Raw genomic sequence first — 19,428 nt, 5'->3', positions numbered from 1 at the left:
CCCTAGCCCACAAATACGGCGAGTTACTAGTTTTCTGACTGCGTCGATCTTTGGGGGGATATCAGAGTGACGGCAACCGACGCCGCACCGCAGCACACCGGGCCGGAGGCGACGGGCAGGGGCGGCATCTTCGCGGCGCTCAAGGGTCACGTCGACCTGTTCCTGAACGCCGGCTCGCTCATGGCGACCACGCTCATCACCTCGGTGTTCGGCTTCGCCTACTGGTGGGTGGCGGCTCACGTGGCCCCGCAGGCGGCGGTCGGCCAGGCCTCCGCCGCGGTCTCGGCGATGACGCTGATCGGCACCATCGGCATGTTCGGCATGGGCACCATGCTCATCTCCGAACTGCCCACCATCGCCCGCGGCAAGTGGGACCTGATCTCGACCTGCCTGCTCACCGCCGGCTCGGCGGCGACCGTCGGCGGCCTGCTCTACGTGCTGGTGGCCACCCTGTGGATCCCCAGCCTCCAGGAGGCGCTGGGCGGCACCGTCGGCTCCTTCCTGCTGGTCGTCGGCATCGCGCTGAACGCCATGACGCTCGTCCTCGACGAGGCCATGGTCGGCCTGTTGCAGGGCCCGCTCCAGCTGATGCGCAACGCCTGGTTCTCACTGCTCAAGCTGGTGCTGCTCGGCGTGGTCGCGGTGATCCCCGGGCTGGCTCTGACCGGCACCGTGCTGCTGCTCACCTGGGTCGCCGGCATCGTGGCGTCGACCGCCATCCTGTTCCGGGTGCTGAACCGGCGCGGCATGATCGACTCGCTGCACCCGCGGCCGTCGCTGATGCGCGGGCGCGGCCGGGCGACCTTCGACCACAACCTGCTCAACCTGGCCACCTACCTGCCCCGGGCCGCGCTGCCGCTGATCGTCACGGCGACCCTGTCCGCGGAGGCGAACGCGGCCTTCTACACCGCGTTCATGGTGCTGTCCTTCATGGCCATGGTGCCGGGCAACGTGGCGCTCACGCTGTTCGCGGTGACCGCCGGCGACAAGAGCGCGCTGCGCGGCAAGGTCCGGGTGGGCCTGCTGATCTGCCTGGGCGCCGGGTTCCCGGCGTCGCTCGTGGTGCTGTTCCTGTCCGACACGATCATGGGGCTGTTCGGCGCGGAGTACGCGAGGACCGCCGGCGACACCCTGGCCATCCTGACCCTGACCTACGTCCCGTTCGTCTTCCACCACTTCTTCCTGGCCATCTCCCGCGTGCAGGGCAAGCTGCGCGGCGCGGGGATCTTCTCGGTCTTCGCCGGCGTGGCCGAGTTGCTAGCCGCCTGGTGGGCCGGCACCCACGGTGACCTGAACGATCTGGTCACCGCCGTGGCGATCGTGATGGCGATCGAGACGGTACTGGTCGCCCCGACCGTGCTGAAGGTCGTCTTCGCCCCGGTCGTCGACATGTCCGCGGTAGCAGAGGGAGTTAACGTCATGTCCACCACCAGCCTCACCCTGCGCGAGCGCGCATGGCTGCCGCTGGAGTACATCCGCACCGTCGGCCCGCTCACCGGGGTCGACGCCGAGCGGGTGCGCGACGCGCTGATCGGCCTGCACACCGCCGATCCGACGCACCGGGCCGTCTCCCGGCTGGACCGTTCCGGCGCCAACTGGCAGCACATGGACGGCGCCTCGTTCGCCAGGTACGTCGAGGACGCGGTGACCGACCTCGGCCCCGGCCCGGTGGACTTCGACGACATGACCCGCCGGCTCCAGTCCGAGCAGCGGGCCCACCACCCGGTGCGGATCCTCGTCGGCGGCGGCTACTTCGCGCTGAAGGTGTCGCACGCGTACGGCGACGCCGGCCCGGTCAACACGCTGGTCCACGAGATCGTCCAGGCGGCGTACGAGCAGCGGGCGGCCCGGATCGCGCCGTCGAAGCGGCACAAGACGGCGCTGCCGAAGGCCTGGTGGAAGCAGTTCGGCCTGAAGCCGGGCCGCTGGAAGGAGGGCCTGAGCTTCGCCCGCCCGCCGCACATCGAGGAGGGCCCGACCCGTCCGTGGCAGGCCGCCCTCACCGTGCGGACCGCGCGCTCGGCCCAGGTGCTCGGCCAGATGCGGACCTGGCGTGACCAGCACGCTCCCGGCGTCACCACCTCGGCGATCACGTTCGCGGCGTTCACCGCGGCGCTGATCGAGCTGGGCCTCAAGCCGGACCTGCGGGGCGGCACGTTCCTCGCCGACGCCCGCCGGTACGTGGACAAGGGCGTCAGCATCGACAGCAACTTCTGCATGGGCCCGTTCCTGACGCCGGCCAGCCTCACCGACCCGATGGCGATCCACACGACGCTGAAGGCGGAGCTGGCCACCGGCCGGATCCTGACCATGATGCTGCTGCGCGAGGGCAAGATCATGCTGACCGGTGCGCCCGGCATGCCGGACCCGTACCCGGCCGAGGTGGCGGTCGAGCCGCAGCCGCGGCTGACGTTCAGCAACCAGGGCCGGCACGACATGCTCGGTGACCTGCCGTGGGCCGTCGACCCGGCGGGCCGGGTAAACCAGAGCGTGCCCACGCTCAACGGCCCTGAGGGCATCACCCTGACCACCAGCGAGATGAACGGCGTCCTGCACCTGGAGGCGACGTTCCATGGCACCACCTACGACCCGGCGGTCATCGACCGGGCCCTCTACCTGGTCTGCAGCGACCCGGCGGGGCTCATCATGGCGAACCGCTGATGAGCAGGGCGCCCGGCCGGTGTGCCCCCCGGATCGGCCGGGCGCCCACTTTTCGAACCACCATTTCGTACGCCGTGCGCAAATGCGATGCCCGGCCGGATTCCGTCCGGCCGGGCATCGCGTATCTGTTCGGTCGGTGGCGCGGGCCATTCCGCCCGCCCGGACCCTGCCGTTCGCCGCTCAGGGGCTGCCCTGGTCACCACCGGGGGTGTGATGACCAGGGCCCGCCCCTACCCGGACCCCTTCGGGTCTTCGTCTGAGCCTCCGTTCCCCGGACCGCCGGGGCCGTCCTGGCCCAGCCCGCCCGGGTGACCGTGTCCGGGACCGCCCGGACCGTCGTGGCCACCCGGCCAGGTTGTATCGCAGCACCGCCGGCGAGAGCACCGCGGTGCGCGCCTTTCCCGTACTCGTCGTACGAGACGCTTCACTGGCAAAACGGACAGTATGGGAATTCACGGCGAACCGTGCGGTTTCACGTGCGTTTCGCCGCTAGACACCGAAAACGGTACAAAATGTTTAGAGGCCGCTCGACCGAAAAGATGATGTTGGCCTTCCGGGGCTGAATCGCTGTGTTGAGGGGTAACCCGACCGGCATGACGCAGAACAGCGAGACCGTGCCCGAAGACCTCGGTGCACCGGTCTCATACCTGGTGCTCACCGATGGGATGCCGGTCTACGACCGGTCCGGGGACCCGGTCGGCACGATCGAGCACGTGCTCGCCGACGAGCGCGAGGACGTCTTCCACGGCCTGCTGATCGCGACCCCGGTCGGCCCGCGTTTCGCCGGCGGCGACCAGGTGGACGGGCTCTTCGAGCGCGCCGTGATCGTGACCGAACCGGCCGTCCGCCTCGCCGAGCCGAGCGCCGACGCGCCGGCCGACCTGGCCGAGAGCCACGCCACCGGGCTACGCCGGGCGTGGGACTGGCTGATCCAGCCGAAATGACTCCCGGCCGGGCCCGCGCGTGCGGACCCGGCCGGGATGGAGATCAGAGGTCTCAGCGCCCCCAGCGCAGAAGACACGCGCCCATCGACATGCCGCCACCGAATCCGGCGAGAAGAACCACCTCGCCGTCGCGCAGCGACCCGTTGCGGGCGGCGTCGTCGAGGGTGACCGGGAGCGAGGCGCTGCCCACGTTGCCGTACCAGGGCAGGGTGAGGTGGGTGTGCGCGTTCTGGAAGCCGGCCGACTCGACCAGCTCCTGGAGCATCATGCCGTTGGCCTGGTGCGGGACGAAGTGGTCGACGTCCTCGGCCTTGAGCTCGTTGCGGCGCAGCAGCGCGTCGAGCGCGGGCGGCACGGCGGTGGCGACGAAGTCACGGACACCCCGGCCGTTCATCCGGAAGTAGTGGTCGCCGTCGGCGACCGTCTGCGGCGAGGCTGGCAGGCGGCTGCCACCGCCCTTGACGTAGATCAGGTCGTTGGCGTCGCCGCGCGAGGCGAGATCGAGGTCGACGATGCCGTAACCGTCGGCGACCCGGCCGACCACCGCGGCGCCGGCGCCGTCCCCGAAGAGCACGGCGGTCCGCCGGTCACCGAAGTCGAGGATGCGCGAGTAGATGTCCGACGCGATGACCAGGACCAGCGCGTCGGGGTTGGTGGCGATCAGGCCGTTGGCCACACCGAGGGCGAAGACGAAGCCCGCACAGACGGCGTTGACGTCCATGCACGCGGCACGGGAGGCGCCGATCGCGTTCTGCACCAGATTGGACGTCGGCGGCTGGGGCGAGTCACCGGTCGAAGTGGACAGGACGATGTAGTCGATTTCGGCCGCCGTGACACCGGCCCGCTCGAGGGCCGCCCGGGCCGCGTTCGCCGCGAGGTCGGAGGCCGCCTCATCGGGAGCGGCGAATCGGCGCGCCTCGATCATGGTCTTCCGGGACACCCACTCCGGATCCGCGTCCGGCACCAGGGCCAGCAGGTCCACATTGGTGACGACCCGTGTCGGTAGATAGGAGCCGGTTCCGAGAATCCCTACTGCCACGCCTATCCCCCAGGTCTTGCCGTTCATTGCTTTTCACGTTTCACGTCCCGCCCCGCAAACCCTATCCATGCAGGGCGGGAACATGCGGATCGAACAGTTGACGGTTCGGCTGATAAATGCCGGACAGTCCGTCAGAGGGTCATCGGCCGCGAGTCGGGCTACTGGCGGCCACGGTCCCGGTAGGTCCACGAGGCGTCACCGAGGGTGCCGCGGCCGGTGGAACGGTTCGGCGGCTGCTGGCCGGCGGGCTGCCCGCCGAACTGAGGCTGGGCCGGGGCGGCCGGGGCCGCGGCACGGTTCTCGATCCGCTGGCGCAGGTACTCGGCGGCATCCCGGTCCTCCTCGGTGGGCGCGGAGACCAGGGCGTAGCCCATGCCGACGATCGCGAAGACGACCGCCGCGCCGACCGGGACGAGCAGGTTGGTGGCGGTGGCGCCCTCGACCGAGCCGAACGCCTCGCCCTCCGGCGTCACGGACATGGCGAGCATGCCGGTGAAGTGCATGCCGTTGACCGCGACACCCATCACCAGGGCCGAGCCGAAGATGGCGATCGGCTTGCTGACGATCAGGGTGAGCCAGAGCGCGACGGTCGCGGCGACCACGGCGATGGCGATCGAGGCGATCACCTCACGGCCGGAGTAGTGGATCTCGCCGCGCAGCCGCATGGCGGCCATGCCGGTGTAGTGCATCGCGCCGACGCCCAGGCCGGCGAGCACGCCACCGATCAGGATCCGGAGCCGCGGGGCCGTTTTGCCGAGCAGAGCGATCGCCAGGCCGACGCCGACCGACGCGAGGGCGATGACCGCGCTCGCCACGGTGAGGCCGATGTCGTACCGGATCGGCGTGCCGTCCACGTCGAAGCCGAGCATCGCCACGAAGTGCATGCTCCAGATGCCGGTGGCGCCGATGGCCACCGCCGCCAGGGTCAGCCACCAGAACCGTTCGCCGCCGCTGCGCGCCGATCGCAGGCGCACCGCGCTGGTGAGCCCCAGTAGTGACCCGAGCACGGAGAGGATGTAGCTGACCGTGGGGGTTATGGCCCCGTACTCGAAGTGATGGATCTGCGCCATCTCGCGCCGTTCCTCTCGTTCGCGATTCCGCCGGGCTGAATCCTGCCCTCACCCCCGCCATGGGCGTGACTGATTGTGACGCAGGTTGCGTTACGAGAGAACGAGCAGCGCGTCTCGATTTGGATCTACTGAATATTGAGTGGCCTTGTTCAGGCCATATCGGCACAGATGCACCTGACAGTGACCACACAGACACAAAGATGCCTATATAACTTTCCGTAACAGGTATGAAATTATGACAGCGCCGCACGGCGACCCCGGTGCGGGTGCCCGAAGTCTCGTTGATCACACACCGTGTCCCCCGGCCGGGGCGACATAGGGTGTGCTGATGCGGGAGCGTCTGACGAACTGGGCCGGCAACATCACCTTCGGGGCGCGGCGGCTGCACCGTCCGGAATCGGTGGCCGAGCTGCGTGCGGTGCTCGCCGGGGCCGACCGGCTGCGGGTCCTCGGCAGCGGTCACTCGTTCAACCGGCTCGCCGACACCGACGGGGATCTCGTCTCGCTGGCCGGTCTCCCGCGCACCGTCGAGATCGCGCCGGATCGACGGAGCGTGCGGATCGACGGCGGAATCCGGTACGGCGAACTGGCCGCCCGCCTCGCCGCCGAGGGCCTGGCCCTGCACAACATGGCGTCGCTGCCGCACATCTCGGTGGCCGGCGCGGTGGCCACCGCGACCCACGGCTCGGGCGTGCGCCACGGCAACCTGGCGACCGCGGTCTCCGGCCTGGAGATCCTCCGCGCCGACGGCTCGACAGCCGTCCTGGACCGCGACCACCCGGACCTCGCCGGCGCCGTGGTCGGCCTCGGCGCGCTCGGCGTGGTCACCGCGCTCACCCTCGACGTCGTGCCGGCCTTCGAGCTGCGGCAGTACGTCTACGAGAACCTGCCCGCCGCCGCCCTGGACGAGCACCTCGACGAGATTCTGTCGGCCGGATACAGCGTCAGCCTCTTCACCCGCTGGACCGGCCCGGACATCGACCAGGTGTGGCTGAAGCGGGACGCGCCGCTGACCGGGGACCTGTTCGGCGCCCGCCCCGCGGACGGCCCCCGTCACCCGGTGCCCGGCATGCCGGCCGAGAACTGCACCGGGCAGGGCGGCGTCCCCGGCCCGTGGCACGAACGGCTGCCGCACTTCCGGATGGAGTTCACCCCGAGCAGCGGCGAGGAACTCCAGTCCGAGTGGCACGTGCCGCGCACGGCCGGGCGGGCCGCGATCGCGGCGGTGGCCGGACTACGGGAGCGGGTCGCGGCCGTCCTCCAGGTCTGCGAGATCCGGACGATCGCCGCCGACGGCCTCTGGCTCAGCCCCAACCACGAACAGGACAGCCTGGCCCTGCACTTCACCTGGATCGCCGACACCGACGCGGTGCTCCCGGTCGTCGCCGACCTGGAGAAGGCCCTGGCGCCGCACGGCGCCCGGCCGCACTGGGGCAAGATCTTCACGACCGCCCCGTCCGACGTGCGCGGCGCCTACCCCCGATTCGGTGACTTCGCCGCCCTGGCGCACCGCTTCGATCCACAGGGGATGTTCCGCAACGCCTGGTTGGACTCCTTGCTTGATTGCTCCGCTTCGCTCCGCGGCGAAACGCCTGGTGACCGGTGACGAGGGTCGCCCACTCTCCGCCACAACACCCGTCGCGGTCTGCCGCCCAGGCGTGCGGCGTGCCGGCTCTCGGGCCGAGCGCCCGCGGTTGTGGGCGGTCGGCTGTGGTTGCAGGGTGGGTGGGTGCACACATTCGCGGTGTCGTGCGCGTTCGCCTGGCATATGACCTTGGCGATCGCACACGGGACGTCTTCCGTGTGTGGTCACCCGCGCTTGCAACCCGAATCTTGTGCGCCCGCTGGTCTTCGATGCCTGACGGTGTGCGTCCACCTGTGACCCTGCTGGTCAATCGGTCCTCTGTCCGTCCCTCCGGCTCGTTTGCGCCGACCAGCGCACACGTAACGGTCTCCGTGGTCGCCCGCCCGCGTCATGGCCGGAGGCCGGGCACACGGACGGCGCTACGTGAACGCCCGCGGCCGCAAGCGCGGCGGCGGATGACAGCGAGGCAGCGAGATCGCGTGGCAGGGCGGGGCTGTCCTGAAAGAACGGGGACGGCGTCGGGCGTACCGGAAAGGGGTCTTGGGGTCAGGCGCAACCACAGGCGGCGCCGACCGGGGCGGTCAGGTCGTCGACCGGGCGGCTGGAGCGGCCGGCCGGGCCGTCGGTGGGGAAGCCTTCGCGGACCCAGTACTCGTAGCCGCCGATCATCTCCTTGACCGGGTAGCCCAGCTTGGCGAACTCCAGCGCCGCCCGGGTCGCGCCGTTGCAACCCGGGCCCCAGCAGTAGGTGACGACCGCGCTGCCCGGCGGGACGAGTTCGGCGGCGCGGGCCGCGATCTGGCGGGTCGGCAGGTGGACGGCGCCGGGGATGTGGCCCTGGTCCCACGACTCGGTGCTGCGGGAGTCGATCACCACGAGGCCGGGGGTGCCGGCTTCCAGGTCGTGGTGGACGTCGCTCACGTCGGTCTCGAAGCGGAGCCGGTTCTGGAAGTGCTCGATCGCGCTGGTCATGGCATTGATCGTGCCGCCCGCGCGGCAACCCGCACAGTGGCGTGAACGACGCCGACCGCTAAGATCCCGCCATGCGAACGGTGGCGGTCCTGGCGTACGACGGCATGTCGGTCTTCGAACTGGGCATCGTGAGCGAGGTCTTCGGGCTGCCCCGGCCGGAGTTCGACCGGCCGTGGTACGAGCTGACCATCTGCGCCGAGACGCCCGGCCCGGTCCGGGTGGTCGGCGGCGCGACCCTGCACACCGAGCACGGGCTGGACGTGTTCGCCGCCGCCGAAACGGTGATCGTGCCAGGGGTCAACTCCGGCGTCTCGCCGGAGCTGATCGCCGCGCTGCGGGCCGCCCACGCCCGGGGCGCACGGATCATGTCCATCTGCTCGGGCGCGTTCGCCCTGGCCGCGGCGGGTCTGCTGGACGGCCGCCGGGCCACCACCCACTGGCGGTACGCGGACGCCCTCCGGGAGCGCCATCCGGCCGTGGAGGTCGACGCCGACGTCCTCTACATCGACCACGGCGACGTGCTGACCAGCGCGGGCAGCGCCGCCGGCCTGGATCTCTGCCTGCACGTGGTCCGCCTCGACCACGGCCCGTCGATCGCCAACGCGGTGGCCCGCCGGCTGGTCGTCCAGCCGCACCGGGACGGCGGGCAGGCCCAGTTCGTGGAGGCGCCGGTGGCGGCCGACCCGGAGGACGCCCGGGTGGCCCGCAGCATGGACTGGGCGCTCGGCAACCTGGCCGAGCCGATCACGGTCGCCACGCTGGCCCGGCACGCGCACATGTCCGAGCGCACCTACCTGCGGCATTTCGCCCGCGCGACCGGGAGCACGCCGATCCGCTGGCTGATCGACCGGCGGGTGCACGCCAGCCTGCCACTGCTGGAGACGACCCGGACCCCGATCGAGGCGATCGCCACGGCGGTCGGTTTCGAGACCGCCGTGACCTACCGTCACCACTTCGGACAGACGATGCGCACGTCACCGTCGGCCTACCGGCGGGCCTTCACCGCGCCGGAATGAAACGCACGCCGCCGGCGGGGATGGTGACCTCGCCGACCCGGACCGGGGTGATCCCGTGGTTGAACAGGAACATGAGGTCGCCCCGGCGGACCGCCTCCACCTGATCGGGCAGGCCGGGCAGCACCGGCTCCACCCCGGCCTCCGTGGCGATCCGGGTCAGCAGGGCCCGCAACCCGTCGTCGCTGAAACAGGTCGACACGTACCAGGCGCTGCCCTGCCCGTACCGGTGCCGGGTGACAGCGGGCGCCCCGGCCAGTGGCCCGTCCGCGTAGCGGCTGACGGTGAGAGCGCCGGCCGTCTCGACCCGTTCGATCCAGCGGCTCACCGGCGTGCCGTCGTCCAGGGCGAACGTCGCGTCGGCGGGCTGCGGATGCCACTCGACCACCCGGACGCCGAGGACCTCGCGGAACGCGCCCGGGTAGCCGCCCAGCCGGATCCGGGTGTCGGGTTCGGCGATCCCGCTCAGGTAGGTCACCACCAGATGCCCGCCGGCCGCCACGTAGTCCCGGAAGGCGGCCGCCGCCTCGTCTGAGACCAGATAGAGGTGCGGCACCACGATGAGCCGGTACGACCCGAGGTCGGTGGACACTCCGGGGAAGACGAAATCGGTCTGGATCTTGGCGCGGAACAGCGCCCGGTGCGCCTGCCGGACCGCGCCCGGGTAGTCGATGTCGGCGGACGGCAGGGCCGGTGCCTGCAACGCCCACCAGGACGGCGCGTCCCAGGTCAGGGCCACCTGCGCGAGCGGCGGAAGAGCTGAGGCGACGGGCGCCAATCCGCGCAGGGTCCGCCCGAGCCCGATCGCCTCCCGGAAGACCGGGCTGTCCGGGCCGGCGTGCGGGACCAGGGCGGAGTGGAACAGCTCCGCCCCGCCGCGCGGCTGGCGCCACTGGAAGTACATGGCCCCGCGCGATCCCCGGGCCACGTAGCCGAGGCTGTGCCGGGTGAGCCGCCCCGGCTCCTTGGCGTGCATCCGGCCGCGCGTGTAGATCAGGTTCGGCGCGGTCTCCATGAGCAGCCAGGATCCGCCGCCCCAGCCGCGGGCCAGGTCCCCGGCGAAGGCGGTCTCCTCCTCGGCGCCCGGCCCGGCGTCGTCCGGGTAGTGGTCGACCGCCACCACGTCCACCTCGGCCGCCCAGCGCGCGTGGTCGACGCTCACCCAGCCGCCCTGCACGAAGTTGGTGGTGACCGGCACGTCCGGGTTGGCGGCGCGCAGCAGGTCGCGCTGTTCCACGTACGCCCCGAGCAACTCGTCGGAGAGGAACCGGCGGAAGTCGAGCACCTGCGCGGGGTTCGGCAGGTACTGGGTGGCGCGCGGCGGCGTGATCTGCGCCCAGCCCGAGTAACGCTGGCTCCAGAACGCCGTGGTCCACGACTCGTTCAGCGCGTCCAGGTCGCCGTGCCTCTTCTCCAGCCAGGCCCGGAACGCCGCGGCCGTGGTGTCGCAGCGGCAGTCGGTGCCGTACTCGTTGTGCACGTGCCACATGGCCAGCGCCGGATGGTGGGCGTACCGCTCGGCCAGGCGTTCCGCGATGTTCCGCGCCGCGGCCCGGTAGGCGGGCGCCGACACGCAGTAGGTGTCCCGGCTGCCGTGGGTGAGCCGGATCCCGTCGGCGCCGGCCGGCATGGCCTCCGGGTGGGCGAGGGTGAACCAGGGCGGCGGCGAGGCGGTCGGGGTGGCCAGCGCGACCCGGACGCCGCCCTCGTGCAGCCGGTCCAGCACCCGGTCCAGCCAGCCGAACTCGTAGCGCCCCGGCTCGGGCTCCAGGTTCGACCAGGAGAACACGCCGACCGTGGCGATGTTCACCCCGGCCTGCCGCATCAGTGCGACGTCCTCCGCCCAGACCTCCTCCGGCCATTGCTCCGGGTTGTAGTCGCCGCCGAAGAAGAGCATCGCACCACCCTTGACATTAGTTTGACCTCTAAACAAAGTATTCACTCGTGGAGAGCCAAGTCAATCCGTCCTTCCGTGACAGCACGTCCACCGAGGACTGGGAACACGCCCTGATCAGCGGCAACGGGCGGCAGGGCGCGCTCTGCTACGGCTCCCCCGCCGGGCTGCGCTTCACCCTCGCCCACGAGGACCTCTTCCAGCCGGTCACCGAACCGCTTCCGGCGCCGGCCACCGCCGCGGCCCTGCCACGGCTGCGCGAGATGCTCGCCACCGGGCGCTTCGGCGACGCGGCGCGAGCGGTCTGCGACCTCGCCGTTCAGGATCATCCGGGGTACGCCGAGACGCGCTGGATCGATCCACTCATCGGCGCCGGCACGATCGCCGTCATCCCGGACCGGCCCGGCGACGGCTACCTCCGGGGCACCGACTTCACCACCGGCGTAGTGCGGCAGGAGTGGTCCGGGGTGGTGGCCGACGCGGTCGTCTCCCGGTCGGCGGACGTGCTGGCGGTCCGGATCACCGGCACCGGCGGCACGGTCCGGATCGCCCCGGTCGACGGCGTCCCGGAGAGCCCGATCGCGTTCACCGTCGACCACTTCGGTGACGACCTGGTCCTCACCGGACGGTTCGGCGGCTCCCGCTGGCCGGGCGCACCGGACGGCTGGACCGTGGCGGTGCGCGTACGGCGTACCCCCGAATCGGTGTTGATCGTGGCCCGGGTGGCGCCCGGCCTGCGCCCACCCGCCGAGGCCCTCGCCGCGCTGCCCGACGGCGGTTTCGAGGACCTGCTGAAGGAGCACGCCGAGATCCACCGCGACCTGTTCGAACGGGTCTCCCTGGACCTTGGCGGAATCCGGGCGCAACACCTCTTCGACGCCGGCCGGTACGCGATCATCAGCAGCACCGGCACCCGCCCGCCCACGCTCCAGGGCGTCTGGAGCGGCACCTGGTCGCCGCCGTGGCGCAGCGGCTGGACCATCGACGGCAACCTCCAGGCCGCCCTGCTGGCGGTCCACCCGACCGGCGTCCCGGAATTGATGCCGCCGCTGTTCGACCTGCTGGACAGCCTGCGCGAGGACTTCCGGGAGAACGCGCGCCGGCTCTACGGGCTGCCCGGCCTGTACGCACCCGCCCACCTCGGCACGCACGGGCGGCAGAACCACTTCGGCCCGGTCTGGTGCCTCACCTTCTGGACCGCCGGCGCCGCCTGGCTGGGCCGCCTCTACCTGGAGCACTGGCAGCACACCGGCGACCGCACGTTCCTGGCCGACCGGGCGCTGCCGTTCCTGCGCGAGGTCGCCGAGTTCCACCTGGGGTTCGCCGAGATCGTCGACGGGCGGGCCCGGTTCAGCCCGTCCTACTCGCCGGAGAACGATCCCGGCCGCGGCCGGCACCAGGCCACGGTCGATGCCGCACTGGATGTCCAGGCGGTGTCCGCCCTGCTCCAGGGGCTGCTGGAGATCACTCGCACGCTGGGGATCACCGACCCGGACGAGGGCCGCTGGCGGAGACTGCTCGCCGCGCTGCCGCCGTACCGGATCAACGACGCCGGTGAGCTCGCCGAGTGGATCGACCCGCGCTTCCCGGACAACCACGAGCACCGCCACTGCAGTCACCTGTTCCCGTTCCTCTATGGCGGCGATCCGGCGTTCGAGGAGGATCCGGCGCTGCGCGCCGCCGCGGTGCGGGCCGTGCGGTCCCGGTTGCGGTGGTGGTTGAGCGAGGCCTCCGACGAGATGGGGTACGGGCTCGCGCTGCTCGGCGTCGCGGCGGCACATCTGGGGCTGGGCGAGGAGGCGTACGCGGCCCTGGAACGGATCTCCGAGGCATACTGGCGGCCCAACCGGGTGCCCACCCACAACCGGGACCACATGTTCAACGTCGACCTGGCGGGCGGCCTCCCCGCCCTGGTGGTGGCGATGCTCCTGCGCAGCCGCGATGTCGGCCCGGACGGCGTGGCCCACATCGACCTGCTCCCGGCGCTGCCGTCCGCCTGGCCCACCGGCAGCATCCGCGGCCTGGTCGCCCGAGGCCCGGTGACGGTCGACCTGACCTGGTCGCCGGGTTCCCTCGAAACGGTGCTGACCTCGTCGGCCGACCGTGTCGTACGGCTCTCCCATCCGGGCGGACGGCAGGCCCTCCGGCTATCCGCCCACATCCCGCACGAAATATCGTTTCCGCGGTTCACAGCACCTGCGGCGGGTCTTTAGGAGCGGTTCCCCCGTTCGGCCCTTCTTCCCGACACCGGTGGCCTCTAGGATCCCCAGATGCCGATCATGATCGGCTCTCACTCATTCCCAGGGATTCCCGTGATTCTTCTTCGGCGCGGTTTCACCGTGCTCGCGGCCACCGCTGCGACCATCGCGGCCACCGCTTACGCCACCACTCCCGCGTACGCCGCCTCCGCCGGGAGCGCGAAGGTCTCCGGCACCACGGTGATCTTCACCGCCGGCGCGGCCACCAAGAACGACGTCATCATCACCCGGTCCGGCCGCACGGTGACGATCGACGACCGCGTCGCCATCAAGGCCGGCGCCGGTTGCACGGCCGTCTCGGGTGACAAGACCAAGGTCAAGTGCACCACCAAGAGCAACCCCAAGCTGGTCCGGGCGGCGCTCGGCGCCGGAAACGACCGCCTGGTGAACCGGACCGCCATCCCGACCAGCGTCACCGGCGGGACCGGCGCCGATCAGATCTACGGCGGCTCCGGAAAGAACGCCATCGACGGCGGATCCGGTGACGACGCCCTCTACGGCGGCCGCAGCGCCGACACGCTGCTCGGTGGCGCCGGCAGGGACGCGCTCTGGGGCGCGGCCGGCAACGACGTCATCTACGGCGGGACGGGCATCGACAACCTGATCGGCGACGCGGGCGACGACAAGCTCTACGCGGGGCCGGCGGAGAGCACCACCGTCAGGGAGCGGTTGAACGGCGGCAGCAACGTCACCATCTCCCGGTGACACCTGCTCCGCGTCGTTCGGCATGTTCATCGGCTGCGAGACGATCGTCTGATTCGGCGAAACCGCTGCCGTCCCGGCACACCGGGACGGCAGCGAGCCGATCAGCCCTTGACCGCGCCGATGATCACGCCCTTGGTGAAGTGGCGCTGGATGAACGGGTAGACGATCAGGGCCGGCACGATCGTCACCACCACGACGGCCATCTTGATCGCCAGGCTGGGGGGCATCGTCGAGCCGAGGCCCGGGATGGCGACCGCCGTGCCCGAGCTGGTCGGGGACTGGCCGGCCAGGATGAACTGCTGGAGCACCCGCTGGACCGGTTGCAGGTCGTTGCGGTCGATGTAGAGGATCGCGTTGAAGAACGCGTTCCAGTAGCCGACCGCGTAGAACAGGCCGACCACCGCGGTGACCGCCTTGGAGAGCGGCAGCACGATCCGCCACAGGATGCGCAGTTCGCCGGCGCCGTCGATGCGGGCGCTGTCGTACAGCTCGCCGGGGATGCTCATGAAGAACGCCCGCAGGACCACCAGGTTGAAGGCGCTGATCGCGGTCGGCAGGATCAGGGCGAGCAGGTTGTCCTTGAGGCCGAGGCCGGTGACCACCAGGTAGCTCGGGATCATGCCGGGGTAGATCAGGAACGTCAGCAGGAAGTAGAACAGGATCGACCGGTGCCACAGGGTGCCCGGCCGGGACAGGCCGTAGGCGGCGAGCACCGTGACGACCAGGCTGAGGGCCGTGCCGACGATCGTGACGAACGTGCTGACCAGGATCGCGTCGGTGACCTGCCCGCCCGAGAAGATCACCACGTACGCGGCCGGGTTGAACTCGCGCGGGATGAAGACGTAGCCGCCGGCCTCGTTGATCGTCTTCTCCGACGAGAGGCTGGTGACCAGGACCGTCCAGAGCGGAATCAGCACGGCCGCCACCACGAGGGTGAGGATCGTGCCCTTGCCGAACTGGCCGATCAGCGTGGGTTTCTCCTCCCACGCCGGGCGGAGCGAGTTGCGGCGGGGCCGGATCGCGGTGTCTGCGCTCATGATTTGGAGTAGATCCCTTGCTCGCCGAACCGGTGTGCCAGCTTGTTGGCGCCCACGATCAGAAGGATGCCGACCACCGCCTTGAACAGGCCGGCGGCCGCGCCGACGCCCCACTGCTGGACGGCGATGCCCTGGTAGTAGACGTAGGTGTCGACCACCTCGGCGGCTTCCCGTCCGACCATCTCCCGTTGCAGCACGAACTGCTCGAAGCCGACGTTGAGCGCGTCGCCCAGGCGCAGGATCAGCAGCAGGATGATGACCGACCGCAGACCGGGCAGGGTGATGTGCCACATCCGCCGCCAGCGGCCGGCGCCGTCGGCGGCGGCCGCCTCGTACAGGGAGGTGTCGATGGCCACGAGCGCCGCCAGGAAGACGATCATGCCCCAGCCGGCGTCCTTCCAGAGCGCCTGCGAGGTGATCAGGAACATGAACGTCTCGGGGTTGGTCATCATGTCCGGCGGCGTGTAGCCGGCGTGGCGCAGGGTCTGCGCGAGCAGGCCGGCGCCACCGATCATCATCTGGAACAGCGAGACCACCAGCACCCAGCTGAAGAAGTGCGGCAGGTAGACGACGCTCTGCACCAGCGACCGGATGCGCGGCGACATGATGCTGTTCAGCAGCATGGCCAGGAAGATCGGGATCGGGAAGTAGAACACCAGCTGGAACGCGGTGATCGACAGGGTGTTGATCACCGAGTCCCAGAACGCCGCGTTCTTGAACAGATACTCGAAGTTCCCGAACCCGATCCACTCGCTGTAGAGGAACGCCTCGAGCGGGTCGTCCCCGACGAACGGGTTGTAGTCCTGGAAGGCGATGATGTTGCCGAGTGCCGGGATGTAGTGGAAGACCAGCAGCAACAGCATCGCCGGCAGGCACATGAGCAGCAGCGGCCAGTCCCGCCGCAGCCGCTGCCCGAAGGACAGCCGCTGCCGCGAGATCGACTTCGCCTTCTTCACCGCGGCCTGCGGCTCGGCGGCGACCAGTGGAGCACTCATCGTCCGTTGTCAGCCAGGACCTTGGCGTAGAAGTCACGCGCGGCGTCGCCACCGGCGGCCCGCCAGTCCGAGACGATCTTGTCGTATTCACTCAGCGGGGTGCGGCCGCGCAGCACGTCGGTGATCTTGTCCTCGGTGGGCTTGGCGAGGGCCGCCTGGGAACTCGGCGTCTCGACCTTGATGCCCTCCCACGGGTTCTTCTCCAGGTACTGCGTGGCGTCGTTGCCCCAGGTCACGAAATCGTTGGCGTAGGTGGGGATGTCCGGGCCACCGACCACGACCGGCGGGCGGCCGCCGAGGAAGATGTACTGGTTCGCGAACTCCTTGACCCACAGGTCGTTGGTGACCGGGGTGCCGTTGGCGTCCCGCTTGAAGTGGGTTCCCTCGGCGCCGTAGTTCTGCAGCTCCCACTCCTTGGTGCCGAACGGCGCCGCGGTGTAGTTCAGCACGCGCAACAGCTCCTGCGTACGCTCCTGGCCGAGGTCCTTCTTGATGAAGGTCCAGATGATCGCCGAACGGGCCTTCCAGCGGACCGGCGCCTTGCCCTGCTCCGCGCCGAAGACCTTGACGGCCTGCATGTTGAACTTGGGGTTGGTCTGCACGGCCGGACGCCAGGTCTCCTTCCAGGAGCCGCCGCCGGTGGCGTACATGAAGATCTTGCCGCCCTTGAAGAGGGTGGTGACGTCACCGCCCTTGCTACTGGCGATGTCGGGGTGGACCAGCTTCTCGGCGTAGAGCTTGGCCATGAACTCGACGGCCTGCTTGTACTCCGGAAGCTCCATGCGGTGGACGACCTTGCCGTCGGGGCTCTTGAGCCATCCGTTCTCCGAGCCGCCGGCGCCGCAGATCTGCTGCACCTCGAGCCAGATGTCACCGAAGGCCCACTCGCCCTTGTCGGCGTTGGTGAACTTCTTACCGAACTCGTAGAGCTCGTCCAGCGTGGTCGGCGCCGCGATGCCACGCTCGTCGGCGACGTCCTTGCGGTAGAACAGCACCGACGGGAAGGGCGCGTCGACCGGGAACGGGACGCCCATCAGTTTGCCGCCCCACACCGACTCCTGCCAGGCGACCGAGTCGAGGCCGGCGAGCAGCGGGTAGGCGCTCACCTTGTCCCCGGACAGGTGCGGCGTCAGATCCTCGAAGATCGCGTGCACGCCCTCGGAGAACCGGGCCAGCTTGTCGACCTCCCAGCCCGGGATGCAGGTCAGCTCGGGCACGTCACGGGCGCCGAGCATGGTGTTGAGCTTGTCGCCGTAGGTGTTGCCGTCCTGGATGCTGAACTGGATCGTGCCACCCATGTCGGCGCTGACCGCCTCGACCAGCTTGTTGGCGGTGGGCGGGGCCGGACCCCACCACGGGGTGCTGGCGGTGACCGGCTTGCCGCTGGTGATCGCCTTCTCGGAGACGGCGTCGGCCAGCGAGGTCGGGTACTTGATGTAGCCGTCCGCCATCGGCCGCACGCCCTTGACATCGGGCTGCACCAGGGTGGAGTCCTTGAATTTCGGGACCAGCCCGGCGGCCTGTTCGGCGTTGGTGGCCGAGCCGCTGGTGCCCGGCTCCTTGCTGCACCCGGACAGCATCCCGCCGCTGGCGAGCGAGGCCGCGCCGAGGCCGACCAGCCCCAGGAAGTTCCGCCTGTTCGTCGACGCGCCCGGAAGCGTATTCGCCACGGCGCACCACCCTTCCGTTATGGGTTTAGTTTGGTTAGCGTCTAAACTAAGTACATCGAAGACAAGCTAACCGACACGGTGACGGCCCGACAAGAAGCAAATGGGAGCGCACCCATCCGGCGGGCACCGATCAGGGGAGACGACGAACCGCGGTGATGCGGCAAGATGACCAGGCGGACAGCAGGCGCCCGGCCGAGAGCGGAGCTTGATGTGAAGACCACCCGGGCCGATCCACAACCGGCCGACTTCACCGATGTGCGTGCCACCAACCTGGCCGTGGTGCTGCGGCACCTGCGCGCCCACGGCCCCAGCTCGCGCGCCGCGATCGCCGCCTCGACCGGGCTCAACAAGGCGACCGTGTCCAGCCTGACCGGCGACCTGATCCGGCAGCGGCTGCTGCGCGAGTCCGGCCTGACCAGCAACCGGATCGGCCGCCCCGGGACGACGCTGGCCCTCGACGGCTCGGCGTACGCGGCGATCGGCCTCCAGGTCTCCGCCGACCGGCTCACCGCGCTGGCCGTCGACTTCGCGGGCGACCAACTGCTGCTGTGGCACCGGGCGTTCGACGGCGAGCCGGCCACCACCGGGGCGGGCCGGGCGGTCAGCGCGATCGCCGCCCTGGCCCAGCGGGCCGCGACCCGGGTCCGCCAGCAGGGCCGCCAGGTGCTCGGCCTGACCGTGGCGGTGCCCGGCCTGGTCGCCGACGGCGGCACGGTCCGCCTCTCGCCGCCGCTCGGCTGGTCCGACGTCGACCTGCGCGGCCTGCTCTCCGGATCGCTGCGCCAGCCGGGGCTGGACGTCGCGGTGGCCAACCACGCCGGCCTGGCCGCCGTCGCCGAGCTGCGCTACGGCGGGCACCAGGTCGAACTCGATCTCACGTACGTCTCCGGCGTGGCCGGGGTCGAGGCCGGCATCGTGGTCGACGGCCGCCTGCTGCACGGCTCCCGTGGCTTCACCGGGCAGATCGGCCGTTTCGCGCTCGGCACGGCCGGCTCGCCCACGCTCCAGGACCTGGCCGGCGTCGAGCCGCTGGTCCGGCGTGCCCTGCCCGGCTTCGATCCGGAGTCGCTGACCGACCTGGCGCCGGCCGTCGAGCAGGTGGCCGTGCTGGCCCGCTCCGGCGACCCGGGAGCGCTGGCCGCCCTGGGCGACACCGGCCGCCATCTGGGCCAAGGGCTGGCACTGCTGGCGAACCTGGTGAATCCCGAGCTCATCGTGCTCGGCGACCACTACGCGGCACTGGCCGAGTGGCTGATCCCGGCGGCCGAGGCCGAGCTCACCCGCAACACCCTGGCGCCGGACGCGGGCGGGGTCCGGTTGACCGCGTCGAGCCTGGGCCTGCACGCCGCGGCCCTCGGCGGCGCGGTGTCCCACTTGGACCGGGTGGACACCGGCAGCCTGCCGGCGAAGCGGTGACCGGATCCGCCCGGGGCCGCACCCCGGGCGGATCCCGCACGTAACAATCGATGACCAAACATGCCCCGCGCGCCTTGACCGAGGCGTGACTGTGGTGCGAGCCTCAGGGAACTCCGTTCGAAACATTCGCGAAACCACTCGCGGAGGCTTCTTTCGCCGCGTAGTCGAA

At 70.6% G+C, this 19,428-nt stretch carries 14 protein-coding genes; 7 read left to right on the top strand and 7 right to left on the bottom strand.

Annotated elements, in window-relative coordinates; all coding sequences use genetic code 11:
- Window positions 1-66 precede the first annotated feature (66 nt).
- Together IEZ13_RS31230 and IEZ13_RS31225 are read left to right on the top strand one after the other, a co-directional pair.
- Window positions 67-2,661 carry a lipopolysaccharide biosynthesis protein gene (locus tag IEZ13_RS31230; protein ID WP_183224831.1) on the top strand — a complete coding sequence of 865 codons (2,595 nt, stop codon included), beginning with the start codon at window positions 67-69 and terminating at the stop codon, window positions 2,659-2,661.
- A 593-nt stretch (window positions 2,662-3,254) separates the two neighbouring features.
- Window positions 3,255-3,605 carry a PRC-barrel domain-containing protein gene (locus IEZ13_RS31225; protein WP_183224832.1) on the top strand — a complete coding sequence of 117 codons (351 nt, stop codon included), beginning with the start codon at window positions 3,255-3,257 and terminating at the stop codon, window positions 3,603-3,605.
- Window positions 3,606-3,657: 52 nt separating this feature from the next.
- Here the strand turns inward: IEZ13_RS31225 and IEZ13_RS31220 are convergent, their stop codons facing one another.
- Window positions 3,658-4,644 (bottom strand): 3-oxoacyl-ACP synthase III family protein, encoded by a 987-nt coding sequence (locus IEZ13_RS31220; protein ID WP_229795274.1) that lies wholly within the window; start codon window positions 4,642-4,644, stop codon window positions 3,658-3,660.
- A 158-nt stretch (window positions 4,645-4,802) separates the two neighbouring features.
- Complete coding sequence (locus IEZ13_RS31215) at window positions 4,803-5,714, bottom strand: MHYT domain-containing protein (RefSeq protein ID WP_183224834.1); 912 nt, start codon at window positions 5,712-5,714, stop codon at window positions 4,803-4,805.
- Window positions 5,715-6,042: 328 nt separating this feature from the next.
- On the opposite strand from IEZ13_RS31215, the gene IEZ13_RS31210 reads away from it, so the two are divergent.
- Window positions 6,043-7,320, top strand: a complete 1,278-nt coding sequence (locus IEZ13_RS31210; protein WP_183224835.1) for a D-arabinono-1,4-lactone oxidase — start codon at window positions 6,043-6,045, stop codon at window positions 7,318-7,320.
- 525 nt (window positions 7,321-7,845) lie between these two features.
- Here the strand turns inward: IEZ13_RS31210 and IEZ13_RS31205 are convergent.
- Entirely contained in the window at window positions 7,846-8,271 is a 426-nt protein-coding gene (locus IEZ13_RS31205; protein ID WP_183224836.1) for a rhodanese-like domain-containing protein, read from the bottom strand.
- A 71-nt stretch (window positions 8,272-8,342) separates the two neighbouring features.
- Here IEZ13_RS31205 and ftrA point away from each other — a divergent pair, with 71 nt between their 5' ends.
- Window positions 8,343-9,287 (top strand): transcriptional regulator FtrA, encoded by a 945-nt coding sequence (gene ftrA, locus IEZ13_RS31200; RefSeq protein ID WP_183224837.1) that lies wholly within the window; start codon window positions 8,343-8,345, stop codon window positions 9,285-9,287.
- Here ftrA and IEZ13_RS31195 read toward each other — a convergent pair.
- Window positions 9,271-11,181 (bottom strand): beta-galactosidase, encoded by a 1,911-nt coding sequence (locus IEZ13_RS31195; RefSeq protein ID WP_183224838.1) that lies wholly within the window; start codon window positions 11,179-11,181, stop codon window positions 9,271-9,273. The genes ftrA and IEZ13_RS31195 overlap by 17 nt on opposite strands.
- 47 nt (window positions 11,182-11,228) lie before the next feature.
- On the opposite strand from IEZ13_RS31195, the gene IEZ13_RS31190 reads away from it, so the two are divergent.
- Together IEZ13_RS31190 and IEZ13_RS31185 are read left to right on the top strand one after the other, a co-directional pair.
- On the top strand, window positions 11,229-13,391 hold the full coding sequence (locus IEZ13_RS31190) for a glycosyl hydrolase family 95 catalytic domain-containing protein (RefSeq protein ID WP_183224839.1): 2,163 nt from the start codon (window positions 11,229-11,231) through the stop codon (window positions 13,389-13,391).
- A 99-nt stretch (window positions 13,392-13,490) separates the two neighbouring features.
- Entirely contained in the window at window positions 13,491-14,141 is a 651-nt protein-coding gene (locus tag IEZ13_RS31185) for a calcium-binding protein (RefSeq protein WP_183224840.1), read from the top strand.
- Window positions 14,142-14,242: 101 nt separating this feature from the next.
- Here the strand turns inward: IEZ13_RS31185 and IEZ13_RS31180 are convergent, their stop codons facing one another.
- From IEZ13_RS31180 to IEZ13_RS31170, 3 genes are read right to left on the bottom strand one after another with little or no spacing between them, the layout of a single operon-like run.
- Window positions 14,243-15,178, bottom strand: a complete 936-nt coding sequence (locus tag IEZ13_RS31180) for a carbohydrate ABC transporter permease (RefSeq protein ID WP_183224841.1) — start codon at window positions 15,176-15,178, stop codon at window positions 14,243-14,245.
- Entirely contained in the window at window positions 15,175-16,173 is a 999-nt protein-coding gene (locus IEZ13_RS31175) for an ABC transporter permease (RefSeq protein WP_183224842.1), read from the bottom strand. The genes IEZ13_RS31180 and IEZ13_RS31175 overlap by 4 nt, the downstream gene beginning before the upstream one ends.
- A complete protein-coding gene (locus tag IEZ13_RS31170) occupies window positions 16,170-17,843 on the bottom strand; it encodes an extracellular solute-binding protein (protein WP_183224843.1) in 1,674 nt (557 codons plus the stop codon). The genes IEZ13_RS31175 and IEZ13_RS31170 overlap by 4 nt, the downstream gene beginning before the upstream one ends.
- Before the next feature lie 210 nt (window positions 17,844-18,053).
- Between IEZ13_RS31170 and IEZ13_RS31165 the strand changes: the two genes are divergently transcribed.
- Window positions 18,054-19,259, top strand: a complete 1,206-nt coding sequence (locus IEZ13_RS31165) for an ROK family protein (protein WP_229795272.1) — start codon at window positions 18,054-18,056, stop codon at window positions 19,257-19,259.
- Window positions 19,260-19,428: the final 169 nt, after the last annotated feature.

Source organism: Actinoplanes campanulatus (genome assembly GCF_014647795.1).
GTDB lineage: Bacteria > Actinomycetota > Actinomycetes > Mycobacteriales > Micromonosporaceae > Actinoplanes > Actinoplanes campanulatus.
This window is presented reverse-complemented; position numbering and strand designations above follow the sequence as displayed.

Excerpts from the sequence above, each read along its gene's own strand:
- IEZ13_RS31225 (WP_183224832.1), top strand. The coding sequence starts at position 3,255 with ATGACGCAGAACAGCGAGACCGTGCCCGAAGACCTCGGTGCACCGGTC.
- IEZ13_RS31215 (WP_183224834.1), bottom strand. The coding sequence starts at position 5,714 with ATGGCGCAGATCCATCACTTCGAGTACGGGGCCATAACCCCCACGGTC.
- IEZ13_RS31210 (WP_183224835.1), top strand. The coding sequence starts at position 6,043 with ATGCGGGAGCGTCTGACGAACTGGGCCGGCAACATCACCTTCGGGGCG.
- IEZ13_RS31205 (WP_183224836.1), bottom strand. The coding sequence starts at position 8,271 with ATGACCAGCGCGATCGAGCACTTCCAGAACCGGCTCCGCTTCGAGACC.
- ftrA (WP_183224837.1), top strand. The coding sequence starts at position 8,343 with ATGCGAACGGTGGCGGTCCTGGCGTACGACGGCATGTCGGTCTTCGAA.
- IEZ13_RS31195 (WP_183224838.1), bottom strand. The coding sequence starts at position 11,181 with ATGCTCTTCTTCGGCGGCGACTACAACCCGGAGCAATGGCCGGAGGAG.
- IEZ13_RS31180 (WP_183224841.1), bottom strand. The coding sequence starts at position 15,178 with ATGAGCGCAGACACCGCGATCCGGCCCCGCCGCAACTCGCTCCGCCCG.
- IEZ13_RS31175 (WP_183224842.1), bottom strand. The coding sequence starts at position 16,173 with ATGAGTGCTCCACTGGTCGCCGCCGAGCCGCAGGCCGCGGTGAAGAAG.